Annotated in this window: 19 protein-coding genes, 1 tRNA gene and 1 pseudogene; 10 read left to right on the top strand and 11 right to left on the bottom strand. The window is 70.3% G+C overall.

The window, feature by feature from the left end:
* Both VEC03_RS17345 and VEC03_RS17340 read right to left on the bottom strand, forming a co-directional pair.
* A pseudogene (locus VEC03_RS17345) lies at nt 1-110 on the bottom strand (guanylate kinase); the annotation flags it as partial.
* A 10-nt stretch (nt 111-120) separates the two neighbouring features.
* Entirely contained in the window at nt 121-1050 is a 930-nt protein-coding gene (locus VEC03_RS17340; RefSeq protein WP_324918032.1) for a YicC/YloC family endoribonuclease, read from the bottom strand.
* A gap of 28 nt (nt 1051-1078) precedes the next feature.
* Between VEC03_RS17340 and VEC03_RS17335 the strand changes: the two genes are divergently transcribed.
* The 5 genes from VEC03_RS17335 to hemW all read left to right on the top strand — a co-directional run bounded on the left by VEC03_RS17335 (nt 1079) and on the right by hemW (nt 5691).
* Entirely contained in the window at nt 1079-2083 is a 1005-nt protein-coding gene (locus tag VEC03_RS17335; RefSeq protein ID WP_324918029.1) for a serine/threonine-protein kinase, read from the top strand.
* 19 nt (nt 2084-2102) lie between these two features.
* A complete protein-coding gene (locus tag VEC03_RS17330) occupies nt 2103-3005 on the top strand; it encodes a PP2C family serine/threonine-protein phosphatase (protein ID WP_324918026.1) in 903 nt (300 codons plus the stop codon).
* A 135-nt stretch (nt 3006-3140) separates the two neighbouring features.
* Entirely contained in the window at nt 3141-3878 is a 738-nt protein-coding gene (gene rph, locus VEC03_RS17325) for a ribonuclease PH (RefSeq protein WP_324918023.1), read from the top strand.
* 14 nt (nt 3879-3892) lie between these two features.
* Nucleotides 3893-4498 (top strand): RdgB/HAM1 family non-canonical purine NTP pyrophosphatase, encoded by a 606-nt coding sequence (gene rdgB / locus VEC03_RS17320; RefSeq protein ID WP_324918020.1) that lies wholly within the window; start codon nt 3893-3895, stop codon nt 4496-4498.
* Entirely contained in the window at nt 4495-5691 is a 1197-nt protein-coding gene (gene hemW / locus VEC03_RS17315; protein ID WP_324918017.1) for a radical SAM family heme chaperone HemW, read from the top strand. The genes rdgB and hemW overlap by 4 nt, the downstream gene beginning before the upstream one ends.
* A gap of 118 nt (nt 5692-5809) precedes the next feature.
* Here the strand turns inward: hemW and VEC03_RS17310 are convergent.
* From VEC03_RS17310 to VEC03_RS17290, 5 genes are all read right to left on the bottom strand, one after another.
* Nucleotides 5810-5899: transfer RNA gene (locus VEC03_RS17310), tRNA-Ser, on the bottom strand.
* 29 nt (nt 5900-5928) lie between these two features.
* Complete coding sequence (locus VEC03_RS17305; protein ID WP_324918014.1) at nt 5929-6105, bottom strand: hypothetical protein; 177 nt, start codon at nt 6103-6105, stop codon at nt 5929-5931.
* 86 nt (nt 6106-6191) lie between these two features.
* The gene (locus VEC03_RS17300) at nt 6192-6809 is read right to left on the bottom strand and encodes a hemerythrin domain-containing protein (protein WP_324918011.1); all 618 of its coding nucleotides are present in this window, start codon (nt 6807-6809) and stop codon (nt 6192-6194) included.
* A 380-nt stretch (nt 6810-7189) separates the two neighbouring features.
* Entirely contained in the window at nt 7190-7462 is a 273-nt protein-coding gene (locus VEC03_RS17295; protein WP_324918008.1) for a hypothetical protein, read from the bottom strand.
* 130 nt (nt 7463-7592) lie between these two features.
* Nucleotides 7593-8120, bottom strand: coding sequence for a hypothetical protein (locus tag VEC03_RS17290; RefSeq protein WP_324918006.1), 528 nt, complete (start codon nt 8118-8120; stop codon nt 7593-7595).
* Nucleotides 8121-8539: 419 nt separating this feature from the next.
* Here VEC03_RS17290 and VEC03_RS17285 point away from each other — a divergent pair, with 419 nt between their 5' ends.
* On the top strand, nt 8540-8806 hold the full coding sequence (locus VEC03_RS17285) for a GlsB/YeaQ/YmgE family stress response membrane protein (protein ID WP_324918003.1): 267 nt from the start codon (nt 8540-8542) through the stop codon (nt 8804-8806).
* Between the two features lie 63 nt (nt 8807-8869).
* Here VEC03_RS17285 and VEC03_RS17280 read toward each other — a convergent pair whose 3' ends face one another.
* Genes VEC03_RS17280 through puuE form a run of 3 tightly spaced genes read right to left on the bottom strand, consistent with a single transcriptional unit; the run spans nt 8870 to nt 12889 of the window.
* Nucleotides 8870-10117, bottom strand: coding sequence for a M20 family metallopeptidase (locus tag VEC03_RS17280; RefSeq protein WP_324918000.1), 1248 nt, complete (start codon nt 10115-10117; stop codon nt 8870-8872).
* 4 nt (nt 10118-10121) lie between these two features.
* Nucleotides 10122-11906: a 2-oxo-4-hydroxy-4-carboxy-5-ureidoimidazoline decarboxylase gene (gene uraD, locus VEC03_RS17275; RefSeq protein WP_324917997.1), complete on the bottom strand. Its 1785-nt coding sequence runs from the start codon at nt 11904-11906 to the stop codon at nt 10122-10124.
* A gap of 5 nt (nt 11907-11911) precedes the next feature.
* The gene (gene puuE, locus VEC03_RS17270) at nt 11912-12889 is read right to left on the bottom strand and encodes an allantoinase PuuE (protein ID WP_324917994.1); all 978 of its coding nucleotides are present in this window, start codon (nt 12887-12889) and stop codon (nt 11912-11914) included.
* Between the two features lie 78 nt (nt 12890-12967).
* Between puuE and uraH the strand changes: the two genes are divergently transcribed.
* A complete protein-coding gene (gene uraH / locus VEC03_RS17265) occupies nt 12968-13321 on the top strand; it encodes a hydroxyisourate hydrolase (RefSeq protein ID WP_324917991.1) in 354 nt (117 codons plus the stop codon).
* 143 nt (nt 13322-13464) lie between these two features.
* On the opposite strand, the gene VEC03_RS17260 is transcribed toward uraH, so the two are convergent.
* Nucleotides 13465-13974 (bottom strand): hypothetical protein, encoded by a 510-nt coding sequence (locus VEC03_RS17260; protein ID WP_324917988.1) that lies wholly within the window; start codon nt 13972-13974, stop codon nt 13465-13467.
* Between the two features lie 149 nt (nt 13975-14123).
* On the opposite strand from VEC03_RS17260, the gene xdhC reads away from it, so the two are divergent.
* The 3 genes from xdhC to VEC03_RS17245 are packed head-to-tail and all read left to right on the top strand — an operon-like array spanning nt 14124 to nt 17485.
* The gene (gene xdhC, locus VEC03_RS17255; protein WP_324917986.1) at nt 14124-14927 is read left to right on the top strand and encodes a xanthine dehydrogenase accessory protein XdhC; all 804 of its coding nucleotides are present in this window, start codon (nt 14124-14126) and stop codon (nt 14925-14927) included.
* 7 nt (nt 14928-14934) lie between these two features.
* Nucleotides 14935-16140 (top strand): urate hydroxylase PuuD, encoded by a 1206-nt coding sequence (locus VEC03_RS17250; protein ID WP_324917983.1) that lies wholly within the window; start codon nt 14935-14937, stop codon nt 16138-16140.
* Nucleotides 16141-16156: 16 nt separating this feature from the next.
* Entirely contained in the window at nt 16157-17485 is a 1329-nt protein-coding gene (locus VEC03_RS17245) for a glycerate kinase (RefSeq protein WP_324917980.1), read from the top strand.
* The last annotated feature ends 7 nt before the right edge of the window (nt 17486-17492 follow it).

Below are 17492 nucleotides of genomic sequence, written 5' to 3'. Positions count from 1 at the left end.
GAAATCGACACCACCAGATGCGAGTCGAGTTCCAGCAAGGACTTCACCAGGCTGGACTTGCCCGCCCCGCTCGGCGCTGCCACCACGAAGAGATTGCCGGGGTATTCCATGGGACCGACCCTATTCGATGTTTTGCACCTGCTCGCGCATCTGCTCGATCAGCACCTTCATCTCGACCGAGATCTGCGTCAACTCGAGCGCCGAGGCCTTGGAGCCGAGGGTGTTGGCTTCGCGATGCAGCTCCTGGATCAGGAAGTCGAGGCGTTTGCCGAGCTCGCCGCCGGCCTTCAGCAGCCGAGCGATCTCGTCCAGATGGGCGTTGAGCCGCGACAGCTCCTCTGCCACGTCGATGCGCAGCGCGTAGGCAGCCGCCTCGCTCAGCGCGCGTTCGCGCAGCGCATCGGCGCTCATGCTCTGCGTGGCGCCGGCGGTGTCCAGCGCGGCCTGCCAGCGCTCGAGGAAGCGTTGCTGCTGTTTCTCGACCACCTGGGGCACCAGCGGTGCCGCTTGCTTGGCGAGCTCGCGCAGCTTGGTGATGCGTTCCATCAGGATGCCGACGAGCCGTTCGCCTTCCCGTGCCCGAGCATCGATCAGCCCGGCGATGCACTGGCGCGTGGCCGCGACCGCGGCTTCGTCCAGCTTCTCGCCGGGAGCGCTGCCGCGGCACCACTGCAGCACCTCGTGCACTGACAGCGGCTGCGCTTGGGGGAGCCAACCGCGGACGGTGGCTTCGAGTCCCGCAAGGCGGTTCAACTGGTCGGTCTGCGGATGGGGGAGGGCGTTGTCGGACTCACGCTGCGCGTTCAGCCGCAGCTCGATCTTGCCCCGGCGAAAGCTGGCGGTGAGCAGTTCGCGCAGCGCGGGCTCGATGGCCCGCAGATCGTCCGGCATGCGGAAGGCCAGATCGAGAAAGCGGCTGTTGACCGAACGCAGCTCCACGGTGACCGTTGCCGACGGATTGGCGTCGCTTCGGGTCGTGGCTTCTTCGCTCGGGGAAACCAGGGCTTGCGAGGCGGCGCTCGCGTACCCGGTCATGCTGTAAACTGCCATGACACTTATCGCATTGCAAAATCCGATTATGTCAAAGCCCAAGCCCTCCCCGTTGCCGCCGGGCACCGTGGTCGGTGGTTATCAGATCATCAAGAAGTTGGCTGCCGGGGGCTTTGGCGTCGTCTATCTCGCCGAAGATCAGGACAAGCGCCTGGTGGCGCTGAAAGAATACCTGCCGTCCTCGCTCGCGGAGCGCTCGCCGGGCGAGCTCGCACCGCGCGTCAAGCCCGAGAAGCAACCCCTGTACCGTCTGGGTCTCAAGAGCTTCTTCGAGGAAGGCCGCTCGCTCGCGCAGATCTCGCACCCGAGCGTGGTCTCGGTGCTCAACTTTTTCCGCGAGAACGAGACCGTCTACATGGTGATGAACTACCTGCAGGGCGACACCCTGCAGGACTTCATCGTCACCGCGCGCGACTTGAAGCGCGACAAGGTGTTCCGCGAGAGCACCATCCGCTCGCTGTTCGACGAGATCCTGCGCGGCCTGCGCATCGTGCACCAGCACAAGATGCTGCACCTGGACATCAAGCCGGCCAACATCTTCATCACCGACGACAACAAGGCGGTGATGATCGACTTCGGCGCCGCGCGCGAGGTGCTGTCCAAGGAAGGCAACTTCATCCGGCCCATGTACACGCCCGGCTTCGCCGCGCCCGAGATGTACCGGCGCGATTCGTCCATGGGCCCCTGGACCGACATCTACGCCATCGGCGCCTGCATCTACGCCTGCATGCAGGGCTACCCGCCCAACGACGCGCCGCAGCGGCTGGAGAAGGACCGCCTCGCGCTGGCCCTGTCGCGCCTGCGCGGCGTCTATTCCGACAACCTGATCGAAGTGGTGGAATGGTGCATGTCGCTCGATCCGCTGTCCCGCCCGCAGTCGGTGTTCGCCCTGCAGAAGGAGCTCAGCCGGGAAGGCGAGCGGCGCTACACCAAGCTGACCGTGGGCGAGAAGGTGCGGCTGCAGTTCGACAACATGGTGTCGGACTCCCGCAAGGGGCTGCGCCGCGCCACGGGCGCCGCCCGCCTGAAATGAACCCATCGCGGGGCCTCGCATGAAATTCTCCGTCTTCCAGATCAGCCGCCGCGGCGGGCGCGAGAAGAACGAGGACCGCATGGGCTACTGCTACACGCGCGAATCGGGCCTGTTCGTGCTGGCCGACGGCATGGGCGGGCACCCCGACGGCGAGGTCGCCGCGCAGCTGGCGCTGCAGACCATCTCGGCGCTGTACCAGAAGGAAGCGCGGCCCACCGTCCGCGACCCCGAGACCTTCCTGTCCGGGGCGCTGATGGCGGCCCACCACCAGATCATCCGCTACGCCGCCGAGAAGGGCATCCTCGACACGCCGCGCACCACGCTGGTGGCGGCCCTGCTGCAGGGCACCTCGGCCACCTGGGTGCACTGCGGCGACTCGCGGCTGTACCTGGTGCGCGACGGCGAGCTGCTCACGCGCACCCGCGACCACTCCTACCTCGAGCAGCAGAGCGCGGGCGTGATCAAGCTGGAGCGGATCAACCGCAACATCCTGTTCACCTGCCTCGGCTCGCCCACCAAGCCGGTGTTCGACGTGACCGGCCCGGTGGTGCTGCAGCAGGGCGACCGCATCCTGCTGTGCTCCGACGGCCTGTGGGGCACCGTGCCCGATGCCGAGATCGTGCAGCACCTGAGCGCCAAGCCGGTCTCGCAAGCGGCGCCCGACCTGGTGGAACTCGCCCTGCGCAACGGCGGGGCGGGCTGCGACAACACCACCGTGATCGCCCTCGAATGGGAGACGCCGGACGTGTTCGAGACCACCCACGGCGTGTCCACCGACAGCATCTCCGACGGCGTGTTCGCCTCCACCATCCAGGCCGGCGTGATGGACACGCTGATCGACGACCTGGACGATGCCGCCATCGAGCGGTCCATCGCCGAGATCAACGAAGCGATCCGGCGTTCGGCGGCCCGCAAGGGCTGAGCCGCGCGGCGCGCTGCCGCCTGGCGAATGCCCGCGCGGCTGCGCAGCGCCGATGACGGATGACACAATGAAGGGCTGTTCGCGCGGCTCGTCATCGAAGCGCAGCGAAGTCCATCGTCATCCGTCATCTCCTCCATGTCCTTCACCCGTCCCAACGGCCGCGCGGCCGACCAGCTCCGCCCCGTTCGCATCACCCGCGGATTCACCATCCATGCCGAAGGCTCGGTGCTCATCGAGTTCGGCCAGACCCGGGTGCTGTGCACCGCTTCGGTGGAGGACAAGGTGCCGCCCCACAAGCGGGGCAGCGGCGAGGGCTGGGTCACCGCCGAGTACGGCATGCTGCCGCGCGCCACCCACACGCGTGGCGACCGCGAGGCGGCGCGTGGCAAGCAGAGCGGCCGCACGCAGGAGATCCAGCGCCTGATCGGCCGCTCGCTGCGCGCGGTGTTCGACCTCAAGGCGCTGGGCGAGCGCACCATCCAGCTCGATTGCGACGTGCTGCAGGCCGATGGCGGAACGCGCACCGCGGCGATCACCGGCGCCTTCGTCGCCGCGCAGGACGCCGTCAGCCGGCTGATGGCCCAGGGGAAGATCACTGCGTCTCCGATCACGGGGCCGGTGGCCGCCGTCTCGGTCGGCATCGTGCAGGGCGTGCCGGTGCTGGACCTGGAGTACGTGGAGGACGTGGCCTGCGACACCGACATGAACGTGGTGATGACCGGGGCCGGCCACTACGTGGAAGTGCAGGGCACCGCCGAAGGCGTGGCCTTCACCCGTGCCGAGATGGACCAGCTGCTGCGACTGGCGGAGCAGGGCATCGCCGAGCTGGTGCGCCTGCAGCAGCAGGCGCTGCAGGCGCCGGCGGCGGCCTGACCGGAGCCGCGCCCATGGTGTCGCGCATCGTCCTGGCCTCCAACAACCGCGGCAAGCTGGCGGAGCTGCAGGCCATGCTGGAGCCGCTGGGCGTCGAGCTGGTGCGGCAGGCCGACCTCGGCATCCCGGAGGCGCAGGAGCCGTTCCGCACCTTCGTCGAGAACGCGCTCGCCAAGGCGCGCCACGCGGCCCAGCACGCCGGATTGCCGGCCCTGGCCGACGACGCGGGCCTGTGCGTCGATGCCTTCGGCGGCCTGCCCGGCGTGGACACGGCCTACTACGCCACCCAGTTCGGCTACGAGAAAGGCGATGACAACAACGTGCGGGCCCTGCTGGAGCAGATGCGCGGCATCGACCAACGTCGCGCCGCGCTGGTCAGCACGCTGGTGGCGGTGCGCTCGCCGCAGGATCCCGAGCCGCTGATCGCCGTCGGCCGCGCCGTGGGCGAGATCACGCGCGAGCCCACGGGCGGGAACGGCTTCGGCTTCGACCCGGTCATGTTCATCCCTTCGCTCGGCAAGACCTTCGCCCAGCTGCCGCCGGAGGTGAAGAACGCCCACAGCCACCGCGGCCAGGCCGCGCGGCAGATGGTGCAGCTGATGCGGGAGCGCTGGCTGTGAGCACCGCCGCCGACGCCGCGCACTACCTGCGCCCGGGGCTGCTACAGCTGCGGGCGCTGCCGCCGCTGTCGGTCTACGTGCACCTGCCCTGGTGCCTGCGCAAGTGCCCCTACTGCGACTTCAACTCGCACGAGGCCACGGGCGGCGAGGTCCCCGAGCAGCGCTATGTCGATGCGGTGATGGCCGACCTGGAGTCGGCGCTGCCCCTGGTGTGGGGCCGCACCGTGCACAGCGTGTTCATCGGCGGCGGCACGCCCAGCCTGTTCTCCCCGGCCGCGATCGAGTCGCTGATCGGCGGCGTGCGCGCCCGCCTCAAGCTCGAACCCGGCTGCGAGGTCACGCTGGAAGCCAACCCGGGCACCTTCGAGAAGGACCGCTTCCGCGCCTTCCGCGACGCCGGCGTCACCCGCCTGTCGATCGGCGTGCAGAGCTTCAACGACCAGCACCTGCGCGCGCTGGGGCGCGTGCACGACCGGCAGCAGGCGATCGCGGCCGCGGAGGAAGCGGCGCTGGCGTTCGAGACCTTCAACCTCGACCTGATGTATGCCTTGCCGGGGCAGGACCTGGCGATGCTGGAGCAGGACCTCACGCAGGCGCTGGCGCTGATGCCGACGCACCTGTCGGTCTACCACCTCACGATCGAGCCCAACACCTTCTTCGCCAAGCACCCGCCGCCGCTGCCCGACGAGGACATCGCCTGGGCCATGCTGGACCGCATCACCGAGCTGACCTCGGCCGCCGGCCTGGCGCGCTACGAGGTCTCCGCCTATGCCAAGCCCGGGCACGAGTGCCGGCACAACCTGAACTACTGGCAGTTCGGCGACTACCTCGGGCTGGGTGCCGGCGCGCACGGCAAGCTGAGCTTTCCGCAGCGCATCGTGCGCCAGGTGCGCTTCCGCGAGCCGCGGCTGTACATGGACAAGGCCCTGGCCGGCAACGCGGTCACCCAGGAGCAGGAGGTTTCGCGCGCGCAACTGCCCTTCGAGTACATGCTCAATGCGCTGCGACTGCGCGGCGGCTTCACCCTGCAGTCCTTCTTCGAGCGCACCGGCCTGCCGCTGTCCGCCATCCAGGCGCCGCTGGCCAAGGCCAGGGAGCGGGGCCTGCTTGAAGTGAAGGCCGGCCGTGCGACGCCGACCGAGCGGGGATTCGATTTCCTCAGCGACCTGCAGGAGCTGTTCCTGCCGGAGTGAGGGCGCCCAGCGCCGTGGCAGCAGCCATTCGAGAAATGGCGGAAGCGGTTCCTTTCGGCCCCACTCCCGGTTTTGGCAAGCACCTCACGTCGCTTCGCGACATGGGTGCTTTCCAAATTGGCGGAAGCGGTGAGATTCGAACTCACGGACGTCTTGCGACGTCGCCGGTTTTCAAGACCGGTGCAATCGACCGCTCTGCCACGCTTCCGGGAGCGGCCATTCTAGTGGCGGGTGCCGCTAGCGGCCGCGCAGCAGCCAGACCAGGAGCGCGGCGATGCCGCCCACCAGCAGCAGCCCGAGCGTGTCGGTCGCGTGCCAGTGTGCACCGGCCAGGCCGTGGCCCTCGTGGGACCAGGCCGGGGAACTGAGGAAGGCTGCCAGGAGCGGCAGCAGGGCGAGGGATTTGCCGGGCATCCGGTTCTCCTTTCTTTCGGCGAGGGTGGACGGCCGGGATGCTGCCACCGATTGGATGACCCGGCACGCGACCCCGGCACGCGGCGTCAGCGGCCGGCGTGCTGCGAGTGCCAGCTCTCGTCGTTCGCGCCGTGGGTCCTGCGTGCCAGCAGCAGCCCGCCCGCGGCCGCCAGCGCGCCGGCCGCGGCCAGCAGGGTGCCGCTGCTCATGGAACGGGCCATGCTGCCGGCCAGCTCGCCGCTGCGCGGGCCTATCAGTTGCAGGCGCCGGCGCGTCATGCGTGCGCCCATCTCGGACAGCTGGCCCGCCAGCAGGCGCTCCGCCTTGGGCAGGATCTGCGTCTCCTCGTCGGCGACGTGGTGCAGCACGGTGCGCATCAGGTCGAACACGGTCTGGTCGAAAGCGGCGTCGTGCGGCTGCAGCGCCCGCAGGCGGGCGATCAGGCTGCGCATCTCGTCGTGCTCCGGCTTGGACTTCTCGAGCGCCTCGTCGCCGGGCGCCACCTCTCGCATCGCCGGATAGAAGATCTCCTCTTCCAGTTGCGCATGCACCTCCAGGGCCAGGCAGATGTTGTCCGCCAGCCCCTTCTTCACGCGCTCCGGCGTGTCGCGCTGGTACTGGTGGAAGGCCGACACCACGTGGGTGTGGTCCATGCGGATCATGTTGGTGATGGTCGGCGACATCCGGTTCAGGATGGAGTTCATCGAGGGCTCCTTCGTTCGTTGCGGCCTCAGGCCGGCTCGGCGGGGTTGGCCCGAGCGCCGCGTCCCGGCGGCTTCGGACAGGGGCTCGCGGCAACCTGCGTGCCGGGTCATCATGACGGCGCCGGCCGCTGCCCGTCTGTAGGAACACGGCCTGTCCGGCCTACGCAGGCCGGGATGCGTGCCGGCCGCCGCGCGACGACACCGCGCCGGCGCGGTGGCCTACCTCGTGTGTGGCGGCTGCCCGTCAATGGAGCGACGGCCGGCGGCTTACGGTGATCGCCTGGTCAACCAAGGAGATGCACATGCCGGTGATCCTCTGGCTCCTGGGCGTTCCGCTCGTCGTGATAGTCGTCCTGATGCTGCTGGGCGTGCTCTGACGCTCACGGCTTGCGCCGGGCCTGCTCGAGCTGCTCCAGGTTGCGCCCGGAGCGCTCGGCCCGGTTGCCCGCCGGGTATTCGGCACTGGCGGCGGGGCTCGGTGTTTCAACGGGCCCTTGGTTGGCGTAGGGCTGGCGCCCTGTCAGCCGGGACGGGCTGCCGGTCGGCATGTCGTGCCGCGCCGAACCGCCCTCCCAGTTGACTTCATTGCGGTATCCGTGGCGCGCGCGGGCCGGCTCGGGCTGCCGTTCCGCCGGCGGTTGCTGCTCTTTCATGGAGGTCGTTCCCCTGGTCTCGGGCGTCCTGTCCAGCCGGACGCCTCGAACGCAGCAAGACTAGCGGCTGCGGCCCACAGGGGTGTAGGACGCAGCCCCGCCTGCGCTCTGTTACGCGTGCTGCCGAAAGTCAGGGCGTCGACCGGGGTTCCTTCACCGTGGTCGCGGGCACCGGCACCAGCAGCACCGGGTCGTCGGTCTTGGGCGCGATGGTCACCGAGTCCTGGCCCGGAGGCAGCACCACCGTCTCCACCTCGCGCAGCACGCCCCCGCCGGCGACGCTGCCACTCACGTTGCCGTAGCCCATCACGCGGGCTTCGCAGGCGCCCTTTTCCTCGGCGTCCTTGAAGACGTCGCAGCGCGCCCTCGCATTCGCCTCGTACTGGCTCTCGCTCGCTCCCTTGTAGAGCGCACCGCGTTGCTCCGCGGCCTTGGCGTTGCGGGCTTCTCGCAGGCAGGTGGCCTGGTCCTGCTGGGTCTGGCCCGTCTTGCAGTCCTGGATCTGCATGCGATAGGTCGCATCCGGATGGGCCGAGGTCAGGGCATCGGCCTTGCCGGAGGCGACCTGGGCCGTGGCCGCGCTCATGGCCAGCAGGGACACGGCGGCAAAGGAAACGAGGGGTGCATGCAGGTGCAGCCGGGAATGTTGGCTTTTCATGGGGCCTCCTTGCAGATCATGGATGCGGCCAATCTACGAGCCCTTCCGTGCGGCCGGTGACGGCGCATGCTGGCGGCAAGGGGCGGCCGGCGCAGGCGACGCCCGTAGGACGATGCTGGCAGGCAAGGGCCGGCGCAGCGGGCCTGCGCGGCCGTGCCGATTCCCTCTGTGCACGAGCATTTTCCGGCCGGCAGGGCCGCTGCCTTGGAGAGCCGCTAGCGGCCGGGCAGTGGTAGGGGTTTTCCGACGCTTCCACGCGATGCCCGCGCACGGTCAGGCCCAGTGCCCGACTACGCCTGCGCTTGGGGGGCGCAACCATATTGGGATCACCGGCTGCCGTTTGGGGCGGCAGGGGGTCGGAGCCAGTGGCGCCGGCCGGCTCTCAACAATACGCCGCTAGCGGCACAAAGGAGTGAATCATGGGCTTTCTCATCTGGTTGATCGTGGGTGGCATCGTCGGTTGGCTCGCCAGCCTGATCATGCGCACCGACGGGCAGCAGGGGATCCTGCTGAACGTCATCGTCGGCATCATCGGCGCCTTCCTCGGCGGCTGGATCATCTCGCCGATGGTGGGCGTGGGCACCATCAATGAGGGCATCAGCATCGGTTCGGTCCTGGTCTCGCTGGTCGGCGCGATCATCCTGCTGGCCATCGTCAACCTGTTCCGTCGCGGCCGCGTGCGCTGACCGCGCCACCGCGCCAGGCGCGAAGCATTCGACCGAAAAGGCCGGGCCCATGCCCGGCCTTTTCTATGCCCGCAGCAGGTCGAGCAGCGTGCGGGCGATGACCTTGGTGGCGCGGCGCAGGTCGTCCAGGCTCAGGCGCTCGTCGGCCCGCTTGGCGTTGGACTCCAGCACGGTGCGCGGGCCGGCACCGTAGATCACGCCGGGGATGCCGGCTTCGGTGTAGAGGCGGACGTCGGTGTACAGCGGGGTGCCGACGGCCGGCACGGCTTCGCCGAGCACGGCCTGCGCGTTGCGCTGCAGGGCCTCCACCAGGGGCCGGTTGCCGGGCAGCGGCACCATGGCCCGCGCCAGCAGGATGCGGCGGACCTCGACCCGGATGCCCCGGCCGCCGCGCGGCGGCGCGAACGAGCTGGCCGCCTGCGCGATGTCCTCCCGGAGCGCCGCCTCCACCTGCGCCGGGTCTTCTTCCGGGATCATGCGCCGGTCCAGCTTGAAGACCACCTTGCCGGGCACGACGTTGGTGTTGGTGCCGCCGGCGATCCAGCCCACGTTCAGGTAGGGATGCGTGATGCCCGGCACCGCCGAGCTCACCTGCGTGTAGATCTCGTTGAGGCGGTACAGCGCATCCAGGATGTGGGTGGCCGCCTGCAGGGCATCGGTGCCGCTGTCGGGGATGGCGGCATGGCTCGCGTCGCCGTGCACCGTCACCTCCAGCTGCAGGCAGCCGTTATGGGCCACCACCACCTCGTAGCTGAAGCCGGCCGCGATCAGCAGGTCGGGCCGGGTCAGGCCCTGCCTGAGCAGCCAGCCGGGACCCATCTCGCCGCCGAATTCCTCGTCGTAGGTGAAGTGCAGCTCGACGCCGCCGGCCAGCGGCGCCTGCAGCGATTCGAGCGCGCGCACGGCGAAGGTGAAGGAGGCGAAGTCGCTCTTGCTCACCGCCGCTGCGCGGCCATAGAGGAATCCGTGCTCCACCTGGGCGCCGTAGGGGTCGTGCCGCCAGCCTTCGCCCGGAGGGACCACGTCGCCGTGGGCGTTCAGGGCCACCACCCGGCCATTGCCGCCGTAGCGCCGTCGCACGATCAGGTTGGTGATGGACTGCAGGCCGCGCGCCTGCACCTCGGCGGCCGGGACCGGGTGCTTCTCGACCTCGAAGCCGAAACCCTGCAGCAGGTCGGCCGTGCGCTCGGCATGGGGCGCGTTGTTCCCGGGCGGCGTGTCGGTGGGCACGCGCACCAGTTCCTGCAGGAAGCGCACCTCCTCGTCGAAATGCGCATCGATCCAGGCGTCGATCCGGTCGTGGTCGCTCATGGCCTCAGGCCTCGCTTGCCAGCTGCTCTAACAGGTGCCGGTAGGCGCGCACCGCCAGCTCGATGTCGTCGGCGGTCGTGCTCTCCAGCGGGTTGTGGCTGATGCCGGCGTTCTGCCCGCGCACGAACAGCATGGCCTGGGGCATCACCTCGTGCAGCTTCATGGCGTCGTGGCCGGCGCCGCTGGGCATGCGGTGCACGGGAAGGCCCAGGGCCTGCACGGCCCGTTCCCAGCGCGCCTGCCATTGCGGATGGCTGGGGGCCGCGGCGGCGCGCATGGTCCGCTCGCAGGTGAAGCGCAGGCCGCGCCGGTCGCAGATGGCCTGCAGCTCGGCCAGCACGTCGTCGACCAGCGCATCGCGCTGCGGGTCGTTCGGCGCGCGCAGGTCCAGCGTGAACTGGCAGCGGCCGGGGATCACGTTGGTGGATCCGCCCGGCACGGTGAGGATGCCGATGGTCCCCACCGAGTCGCCGTCGCGCGCGGCGCGCCGCTCCACGTACAGCGCGAGCTCCGCCACGCCGACGGCCGCATCGCGGCGCCGGTCCATGGGCGTGGTGCCAGCGTGGCTGGCCATGCCGGTGACCTCGCACAGGTAGCGCACGCCGCCGTTGATGGAGGTGACCACGCCCAGCGGCAGATTCATCTCGTTGAGTACCGGACCCTGCTCGATGTGGACCTCGACGAAGCCCAGGTAGGCCGCCGGATCGCGCCGCAGCCCGGCGATGGCCTCCAGCGTGGCGGGCAGGCCGGCGCGCTGCATCGCTTCGCGCATGGAGGTCCCGTCGGCGTCCCGCTGGTCCAGCCAGGCCGGGTCGAAATCGCCGATCAGCGAGCCCGAACCGAGGAAGGTCGCCTTGTAGCGCTGCCCTTCCTCCTCGGCGAAGGCGACCACCTCGATCGCATAGGGCAGCCGGCGTTGCTCGCGGGCCAGTTCGCGCACGCAGGCGATCGGCACGTAGATGCCGAGCCGGCCGTCGTAGCGGCCGGCGTTGCGCACCGTGTCGTAGTGCGAGCCGGTCAGCAGGCGCCGCACGCCCGCGCCGTCGGCGCTGGCCCGGTACAGGCCCACGACGTTGCCCACCGCATCGACGTGCACGTCGTCGAAGCCGGCCTCCTGCATGTCCTGCACGACCAGCGCCGCCACCGAGCGATGCGCGTCGGTGAGGTAGGTGACCGTCAGTTGCCCCTGCTCCTTGAAGCCCGGATCGCTGAACTGGGCCAGCCGTTCCAGCTGGTCCCAGACCCGCTCGCCCTGCACGGGCGCGGCATCGAACTTGTCGTCCAGGCGGATCTCGGCGATGCGGTGCACGTTGCGCAGCGCCTCGGCCTTCTCGAAGTCCGCCGGGTTGGCCAGGCGCCGCGCCAGGGTGTCGATGATCTCGGTGCGCGCCAGCCCGGTGCCGCGCGGCCCCCGCACCGCCAGGATGAAGGGGAAGCCGAACTTGGCCCGGTACTCCGCGTTCAGGCGCTGGATCGTCTCGAATTCCGCGGGCGTGCAGTCGGCCAGCCCGGCCTTGCCCTGCTCGTGCGTGGATTCCGCCGTCAGCGTCCGGCTCACCATCGCCTTGCCGGCCAGCTCCGGGTGGGCGCGCAGCAGCGCGAGCTGTTGCTCGCCATCGGCCGCCTGCACCGCCTGTGCCAGCGCGTGCTTGAGGTGGGCGAGCGAGCGGAACGGCCGCTGCGCGAGCGCCGCCTGCGCGATCCAGGGCGAATGCTCGTACACGCCCTCGAGCAGGCGCGCCGCCTCGGTCTCGCCGGCGGCATTGAGTGGGTCCAGGGTCAGGGGCATGGTGGTCAGGCGGGGAAAGGATGGACGCGTTTCCAGTGGCGCGCGAGGTCGATGCGCCGGCACACCCATACGTGGTCGTGCTTCTCGACGTGGTCCAGGAAGCGCTGCAGCGCGACGATGCGGCCGGGGCGTCCGAGCAGCCGGCAGTGCATGCCCACGCTCATCATCTTCGGCCGATCCAGGCCGGCGGGATCGCCTTCGGCGTAGAGCGCGTCGAAGCTGTCGCGCAGGTAGGTGAAGAAGTCGTCCGCCTGCGAGAAGCCCTGCGGCAGCGAGAAGCGCATGTCGTTGGTGTCCAGCGTGTAGGGCACCACCAGGTGGGGCACCACCTGGCCGTCGCTGCGGCGTACCTTCATCCAGAACGGCAGGTCGTCGCCGTAGTAGTCGCTGTCGTACTCGAAGCCGCCGTGGTCCACGACGAGCTGGCGCGTGTTGGGGCTGTCGCGGCCGGTGTACCAGCCGGCGCCGTGGATGGCGCCGGGCGTGCCGTGGTGCACGCCGGTGAGCTGCTCGATGGTGCGGACCGCCAGCGCCATGTGCTCGCGCTCGGTTTCGCGGTCCACGTCCTGGTAGTGGATCCAGCGCCAGCCGTGGCTGGCGATCTCGTGCCCGAGCTCCACGAAGGCGGCCGCCACCTCCGGGTTCCGCTGCAGCGCCATGCCCACGCCGAACACCGTCAGCGGCAGGCCGCGCCGTTCGAACTCGCGCAGGATGCGCCAGACGCCGGCGCGCGAGCCGTATTCGTAGATGCCCTCCATGCTCAGGTGCCGCGCCGGGTAGGCCGCCGGGTTGAACAGCTCGGAGAGGAACTGCTCGCTGGCCGGATCGCCATGCAGCACGGCGTTCTCGCCGCCTTCCTCGTAGTTCAGCACGAACTGCACGGCGACGCGGGCCTGGCCCGGCCATTGCGGATGCGGCGGCTTGCGGCCGTAGCCGACGAGGTCGCGCGGGTAGTCGGCGGTGCTGTCGTAGAAGGTGCTCACGTCGTGTCCTTGCCGCGGGCATGATAGTCGTGCAGCACGGTGTGCATACACTCGTGCCAGACCCCCCTGGAGCTGAACATGGGCCTGAGCACCCACGTGCTGGACACGATGCATGGAACGCCCGCCGCCGGCATGGCGGTGGCGCTGTACACGACGCAGGGCGGGCAGGCCACCCTGGTGCGGCGCCTGACGCTGGACGCCGACGGGCGCAACCCGGACGGCCCCTTGTATGGCAACGAGGAACTGAAGGCGGGAACGTACCGGCTGGTGTTCGACGTCGCCGGCTATTTCCGCTCGCGCGGTGTCGAATTGCCGGATCCGCCCTTCCTGGACCAGGTCGCGATCGACTTCGGGATCGCGCGCAGCCAGGAGCACTACCACGTGCCGCTGCTGGTCAGCCCGTGGAGCTATTCGACGTATCGGGGGTCATGAAAACCCCCGATGGAATTCCGCGCATGAGGTACCCGTCATTCCCGCGAAGGCGGGAATCCAGTGCGACCGCTTTCGCGGGCTTCCCAGAAGCCCTGGATCCCCGCCTGCGCGGGGATGACCAATCGGGTCGCGAGGATGGGTTCTCAGTCCTGCCCTTCGGTCAGCGTGTCCAGCTGGAACCGCCCGCTCTTGTGCCACAGCCAGGTGTCGGTGTAGACGACCTTGCCCATGCGCGTCGGCGCGGGGTAGGGCGCGGCGGCGCGCACCATGCGCTCGATCTCGGCGATCACCTCCGGGGCGTGGCGCGGGGCGCGCATCCAGTCGATCTTGCCCACCTGGCCCTGGCGGTCGACCTCGACCTGCAGCACGCCGATGGCGTACAGCAGCGGCGGCATGCGGCCCTTCCAGATGCGGTCCTGGTGCAGCGAGTACAGGTGGCTGGCGGCATCGCGGCGGTAGGCGCGTGGCGTGCTGGCGGAGGACACGGCGCGCGGTTCAGGCTCGGCGACCGGCGGCGGTTCGGCGGGCGGCGGGGTCACCACCACGGGCGGCGGGGGTTCGGGCTCGGGCGGCGTCGACGTGCAGGCGGCCAGCAGGGCGGCGGTGCCGCCGGCCACCAGCCAACCAGCGCCGCGGAGCGACAACTTCTTCATTTCTTCTCCTCGGGCACGACAGGCGGTTCCTGCCGGGCGCGATCATCCGGTGACTGCAGAGCTGTTGCCAGCGGAAAAATCCTGATGCCCTCGTTAACGGCTGAGTTCACCTGTTGCCCTCCGACACAGACACGCGGGACCATCCTGTGATGGACGCGTTCGCTGCGCTCGCTTCGCAGGGCCGCGCGGTGCTGGTCACCGTCGCCGTGGTCGAGGGCTCGGGACCGCGAGAACCCGGGGCATGGATGCTGGTGCTGCCGCAGGGCGAGGCCGGCACCATCGGCGGCGGCCGGCTGGAGTTCGATGCGATCGCGCTGGCGCGCGAGATGCTGGCGGGCCGGCAGTCCGCGCCGCGGCGGCAGCGCTATGCGCTCGGCCCCAGCCTGGGCCAGTGCTGCGGCGGCGTGGTGCACCTCGACTTCGAATCGGTGGACGCTGCCGACCTGCCGGCGCTACGACAGCGGCTGGCCCGTCCCCTCACGCCGGTGGCGCTGTTCGGTGGCGGCCACGTGGGCAGCGCCATCGCGCGCCTGTGCGAAGGCCTGCCGCTGCAGCTCACCTGGATCGACAGCCGTGACGGCGTCTTCCCGCGGCAGGTGCCGGACAACGTCGCCTGCGAGCACTCCGACCCGGTGCACGGCGCGGTGCCGCAGCTCGCACCCGGCAGCCTGGTGCTGATCATGAGCTTCAGCCACGCCGAGGACCTGGACATCCTCGCGGCCTGCCTGCAGCGCCGCCGCGCGCGTGCCGACCTGCCCTTCATCGGCCTGATCGGCAGCAAGACCAAGTGGGCGACCTTCCGCCACCGGCTGGAGCACCGCGGCTTCGATGCGGCCGAACTGGATGCGGTGCATTGCCCGATCGGCATCGCCGGGATCACCGGCAAGCAGCCGGCCGTGATCGCCGTGGCCGCCGTCGCCCAACTCCTGCAAGCGGCGTCCGCGCCCGACTGAACACCCCATGGAAAGCTACCTGCTCGACTGGTCCAACCTGCTGCTGCGCTGGCTGCACCTGATCACCGCCATCGCCTGGATCGGCTCCTCCTTCTATTTCGTGTTCCTGGATTCCAGCCTGACGCCGCCGGAGGACGAGGACCTCAGGCGCCAGGGCGTGTCCGGCGAGATGTGGGCCGTGCACGGCGGCGGCTTCTACCACCCGGTCAAGTTCGCGGTGTCGCCGCCCGTCTTGCCGGCGCACCTGCACTGGTTCTACTGGGAGAGCTACACCACCTGGCTGTCCGGCTTCGCGCTGTTCACGGTGTCCTACCTGTGGAACGCCGGCAGCTACCTGGTCGACCGCTCGCTGGTCGACTGGTCGCCGCCGGTCGCGGCCGGGGTGGCGCTGGCCTTCCTGGCCGTGTTCTGGTTCGCCTACGACGCGGTCTGCCGCGTGTTCGGCAGCCGCCCAGGCGGCGACCGCATCGTCGGCGCGCTGGTCGCCGTGCTGGTCGCGCTGGCCGCCTGGCTGGCCTGCCAGTGGTTCCCCGGTCGCGCGGCCTTCCTGCTGGTGGGCGCCATGATCGCCACGGCCATGAGCGCCAACGTGCTGGCCTGGATCATCCCGGGCCAGCGCAAGATGGTGGCTGCCATCCGCGCCGGCCAGCCGGTCGATCCCATCCACGGCATCCGCGGCAAGCAGCGCAGCGTGCACAACACCTACTTCACGCTGCCGGTGCTGCTGGCCATGCTGTCCAACCACTACAGCTTCCTGTGGAACCATCCGCGCAACTGGCTGGTGCTGGTGCTGCTGATGGCCGCCGGTGCGGCCATCCGCCAGTTCTTCGTGCTGCGGCACGGCTGGAAGCTGGGACGCAACCGCCATCCGCTGCCCTATGCGCTGGTCGGCATCGCCGTGATCGCGGCCACTGCGGCGTGGATGGCGCCGGCCGGCGGCGGTGCGGCCGCCGCGCCGGCCTTGCCGCAGCAGGTCGGCTACGCCCAGGTCCAGCCCGTGCTGGCGCAGCGCTGCTACCTCTGCCACGGCGAGCAGGTGCAGATGAAGAGCGTCCGGCTGGACAGCCCGCAGGCGCTCAAGCAGCACGCCGTGTCGGTCTACCAGCAGGCCGTGGTCGCGAAGCTGATGCCGCTGAACAATTCGACCGGCATGACCGACGCCGAGCGGGCGCTGCTGGCGCGCTGGTTCGAGCAGGGCGCCCCGGTGGAGTGAGCGGCACAATCGCCGCGTGCACCAGCCGCCCACACCCCCCGATCCGCGGCGCGAGCCGCGCGCCTTCCTCGAACACCTGTACCGCACGGCGGTGCATCGCGCGCTGCCGCTGCACAATACGGCGCCGTTCCTGCCGCCGCCCCCCCGCGGTCGCACCCTCGTGCTCGGCGCCGGCAAGGCGGGCGGTGCAATGGCGCAGGCGGTGGAGGCGCTGTGGCCGGCCGAGGCGCCCCTGTCGGGCCTGGTGGTGACGCGCTACGGCCATGTGCCGCCGCGCCCGCCGGGGCTGCCCGCGCGCATCGAGGTGGTCGAAGCCGCCCACCCGGTGCCCGACGCGGCAGGCCTGGCCGCGGCGCAGCGCATGCTGTCGCTGGCGCAGGGCCTCACGCCCGACGACCTGGTGCTGTGCCTGATTTCCGGCGGCGGCTCGGCGCTGCTGACGCTTCCCGCCGAGGGGCTGGAACTGCAGGACAAGCAGCGCATCAACCGCGAACTGCTGGCCAGCGGCGCCACCATCGCGGAGATGAACTGCGTGCGCAAGCACCTCTCGCGCATCAAGGGCGGCCGGCTGGCCGCAGCCTGCGCGCCGGCCCCGGTGGTCACCCTCACGATCAGCGACGTGCCGGGCGACGACCCGTCGATCATCGCCAGCGGCCCCACCGTGCCGGACGCGAGCTCGTGCGCGGATGCGGTCGCCATCCTCTCGCGCTACGGCATCGCGGTGCCGGGCGCGATCATGAGCCTGCTGGAGCAGGGTGCGCTGGAGACGCCCAAGCCGGGCGATGCGGTGTTCGCCGGCCATGCCGTGCACCTGATCGCCACGCCCCAGCAGTCGCTGCAGGCGGCCGCCGACGCAGCACGCGCGGCCGGGCTGGCGGCGCACATCCTGAGCGACGAGATCGAGGGCGAATCGCGCGAGGTCGGCAAGGTGCATGCGGCGCTGGCGCGAGCGGTGGCGCGACAGGGCCAGCCGTTCGCGCGGCCGTGCGTGATCCTCTCGGGGGGAGAGACGACGGTGACGGTGCGCAAGCCGGCGCCGGGCACGGCGCCCGGCCGCGGAGGCCGCGCCGGCGAGTTCTGCCTCGGCCTGGCGCAGGCGCTGCAGGGCCAGCCCGGCGTCTGGGCGCTGGCGGCGGACACCGACGGCATCGACGGCGTGGAAGACAACGCCGGCGCCTTCGTCGCGCCGGACACGCTGGCGCGGGCGGCGGCGGCCGGGCTGAAGGCCGACGCGCACCTGCAGCGCAACGACGCCTACGGTTTCTTCGACCCGCTGGGCGACCTGCTGGTCACCGGCCCGACCCACACCAACGTCAACGACTTCCGCGCGCTGCTGGTGCTCTGAGCGCCCG

Origin of the sequence: Ramlibacter sp. (assembly GCF_035627355.1) — a bacterium.
In the GTDB taxonomy this organism is placed as follows: Bacteria; Pseudomonadota; Gammaproteobacteria; order Burkholderiales; family Burkholderiaceae_C; genus Ramlibacter.
This window is presented reverse-complemented; position numbering and strand designations above follow the sequence as displayed.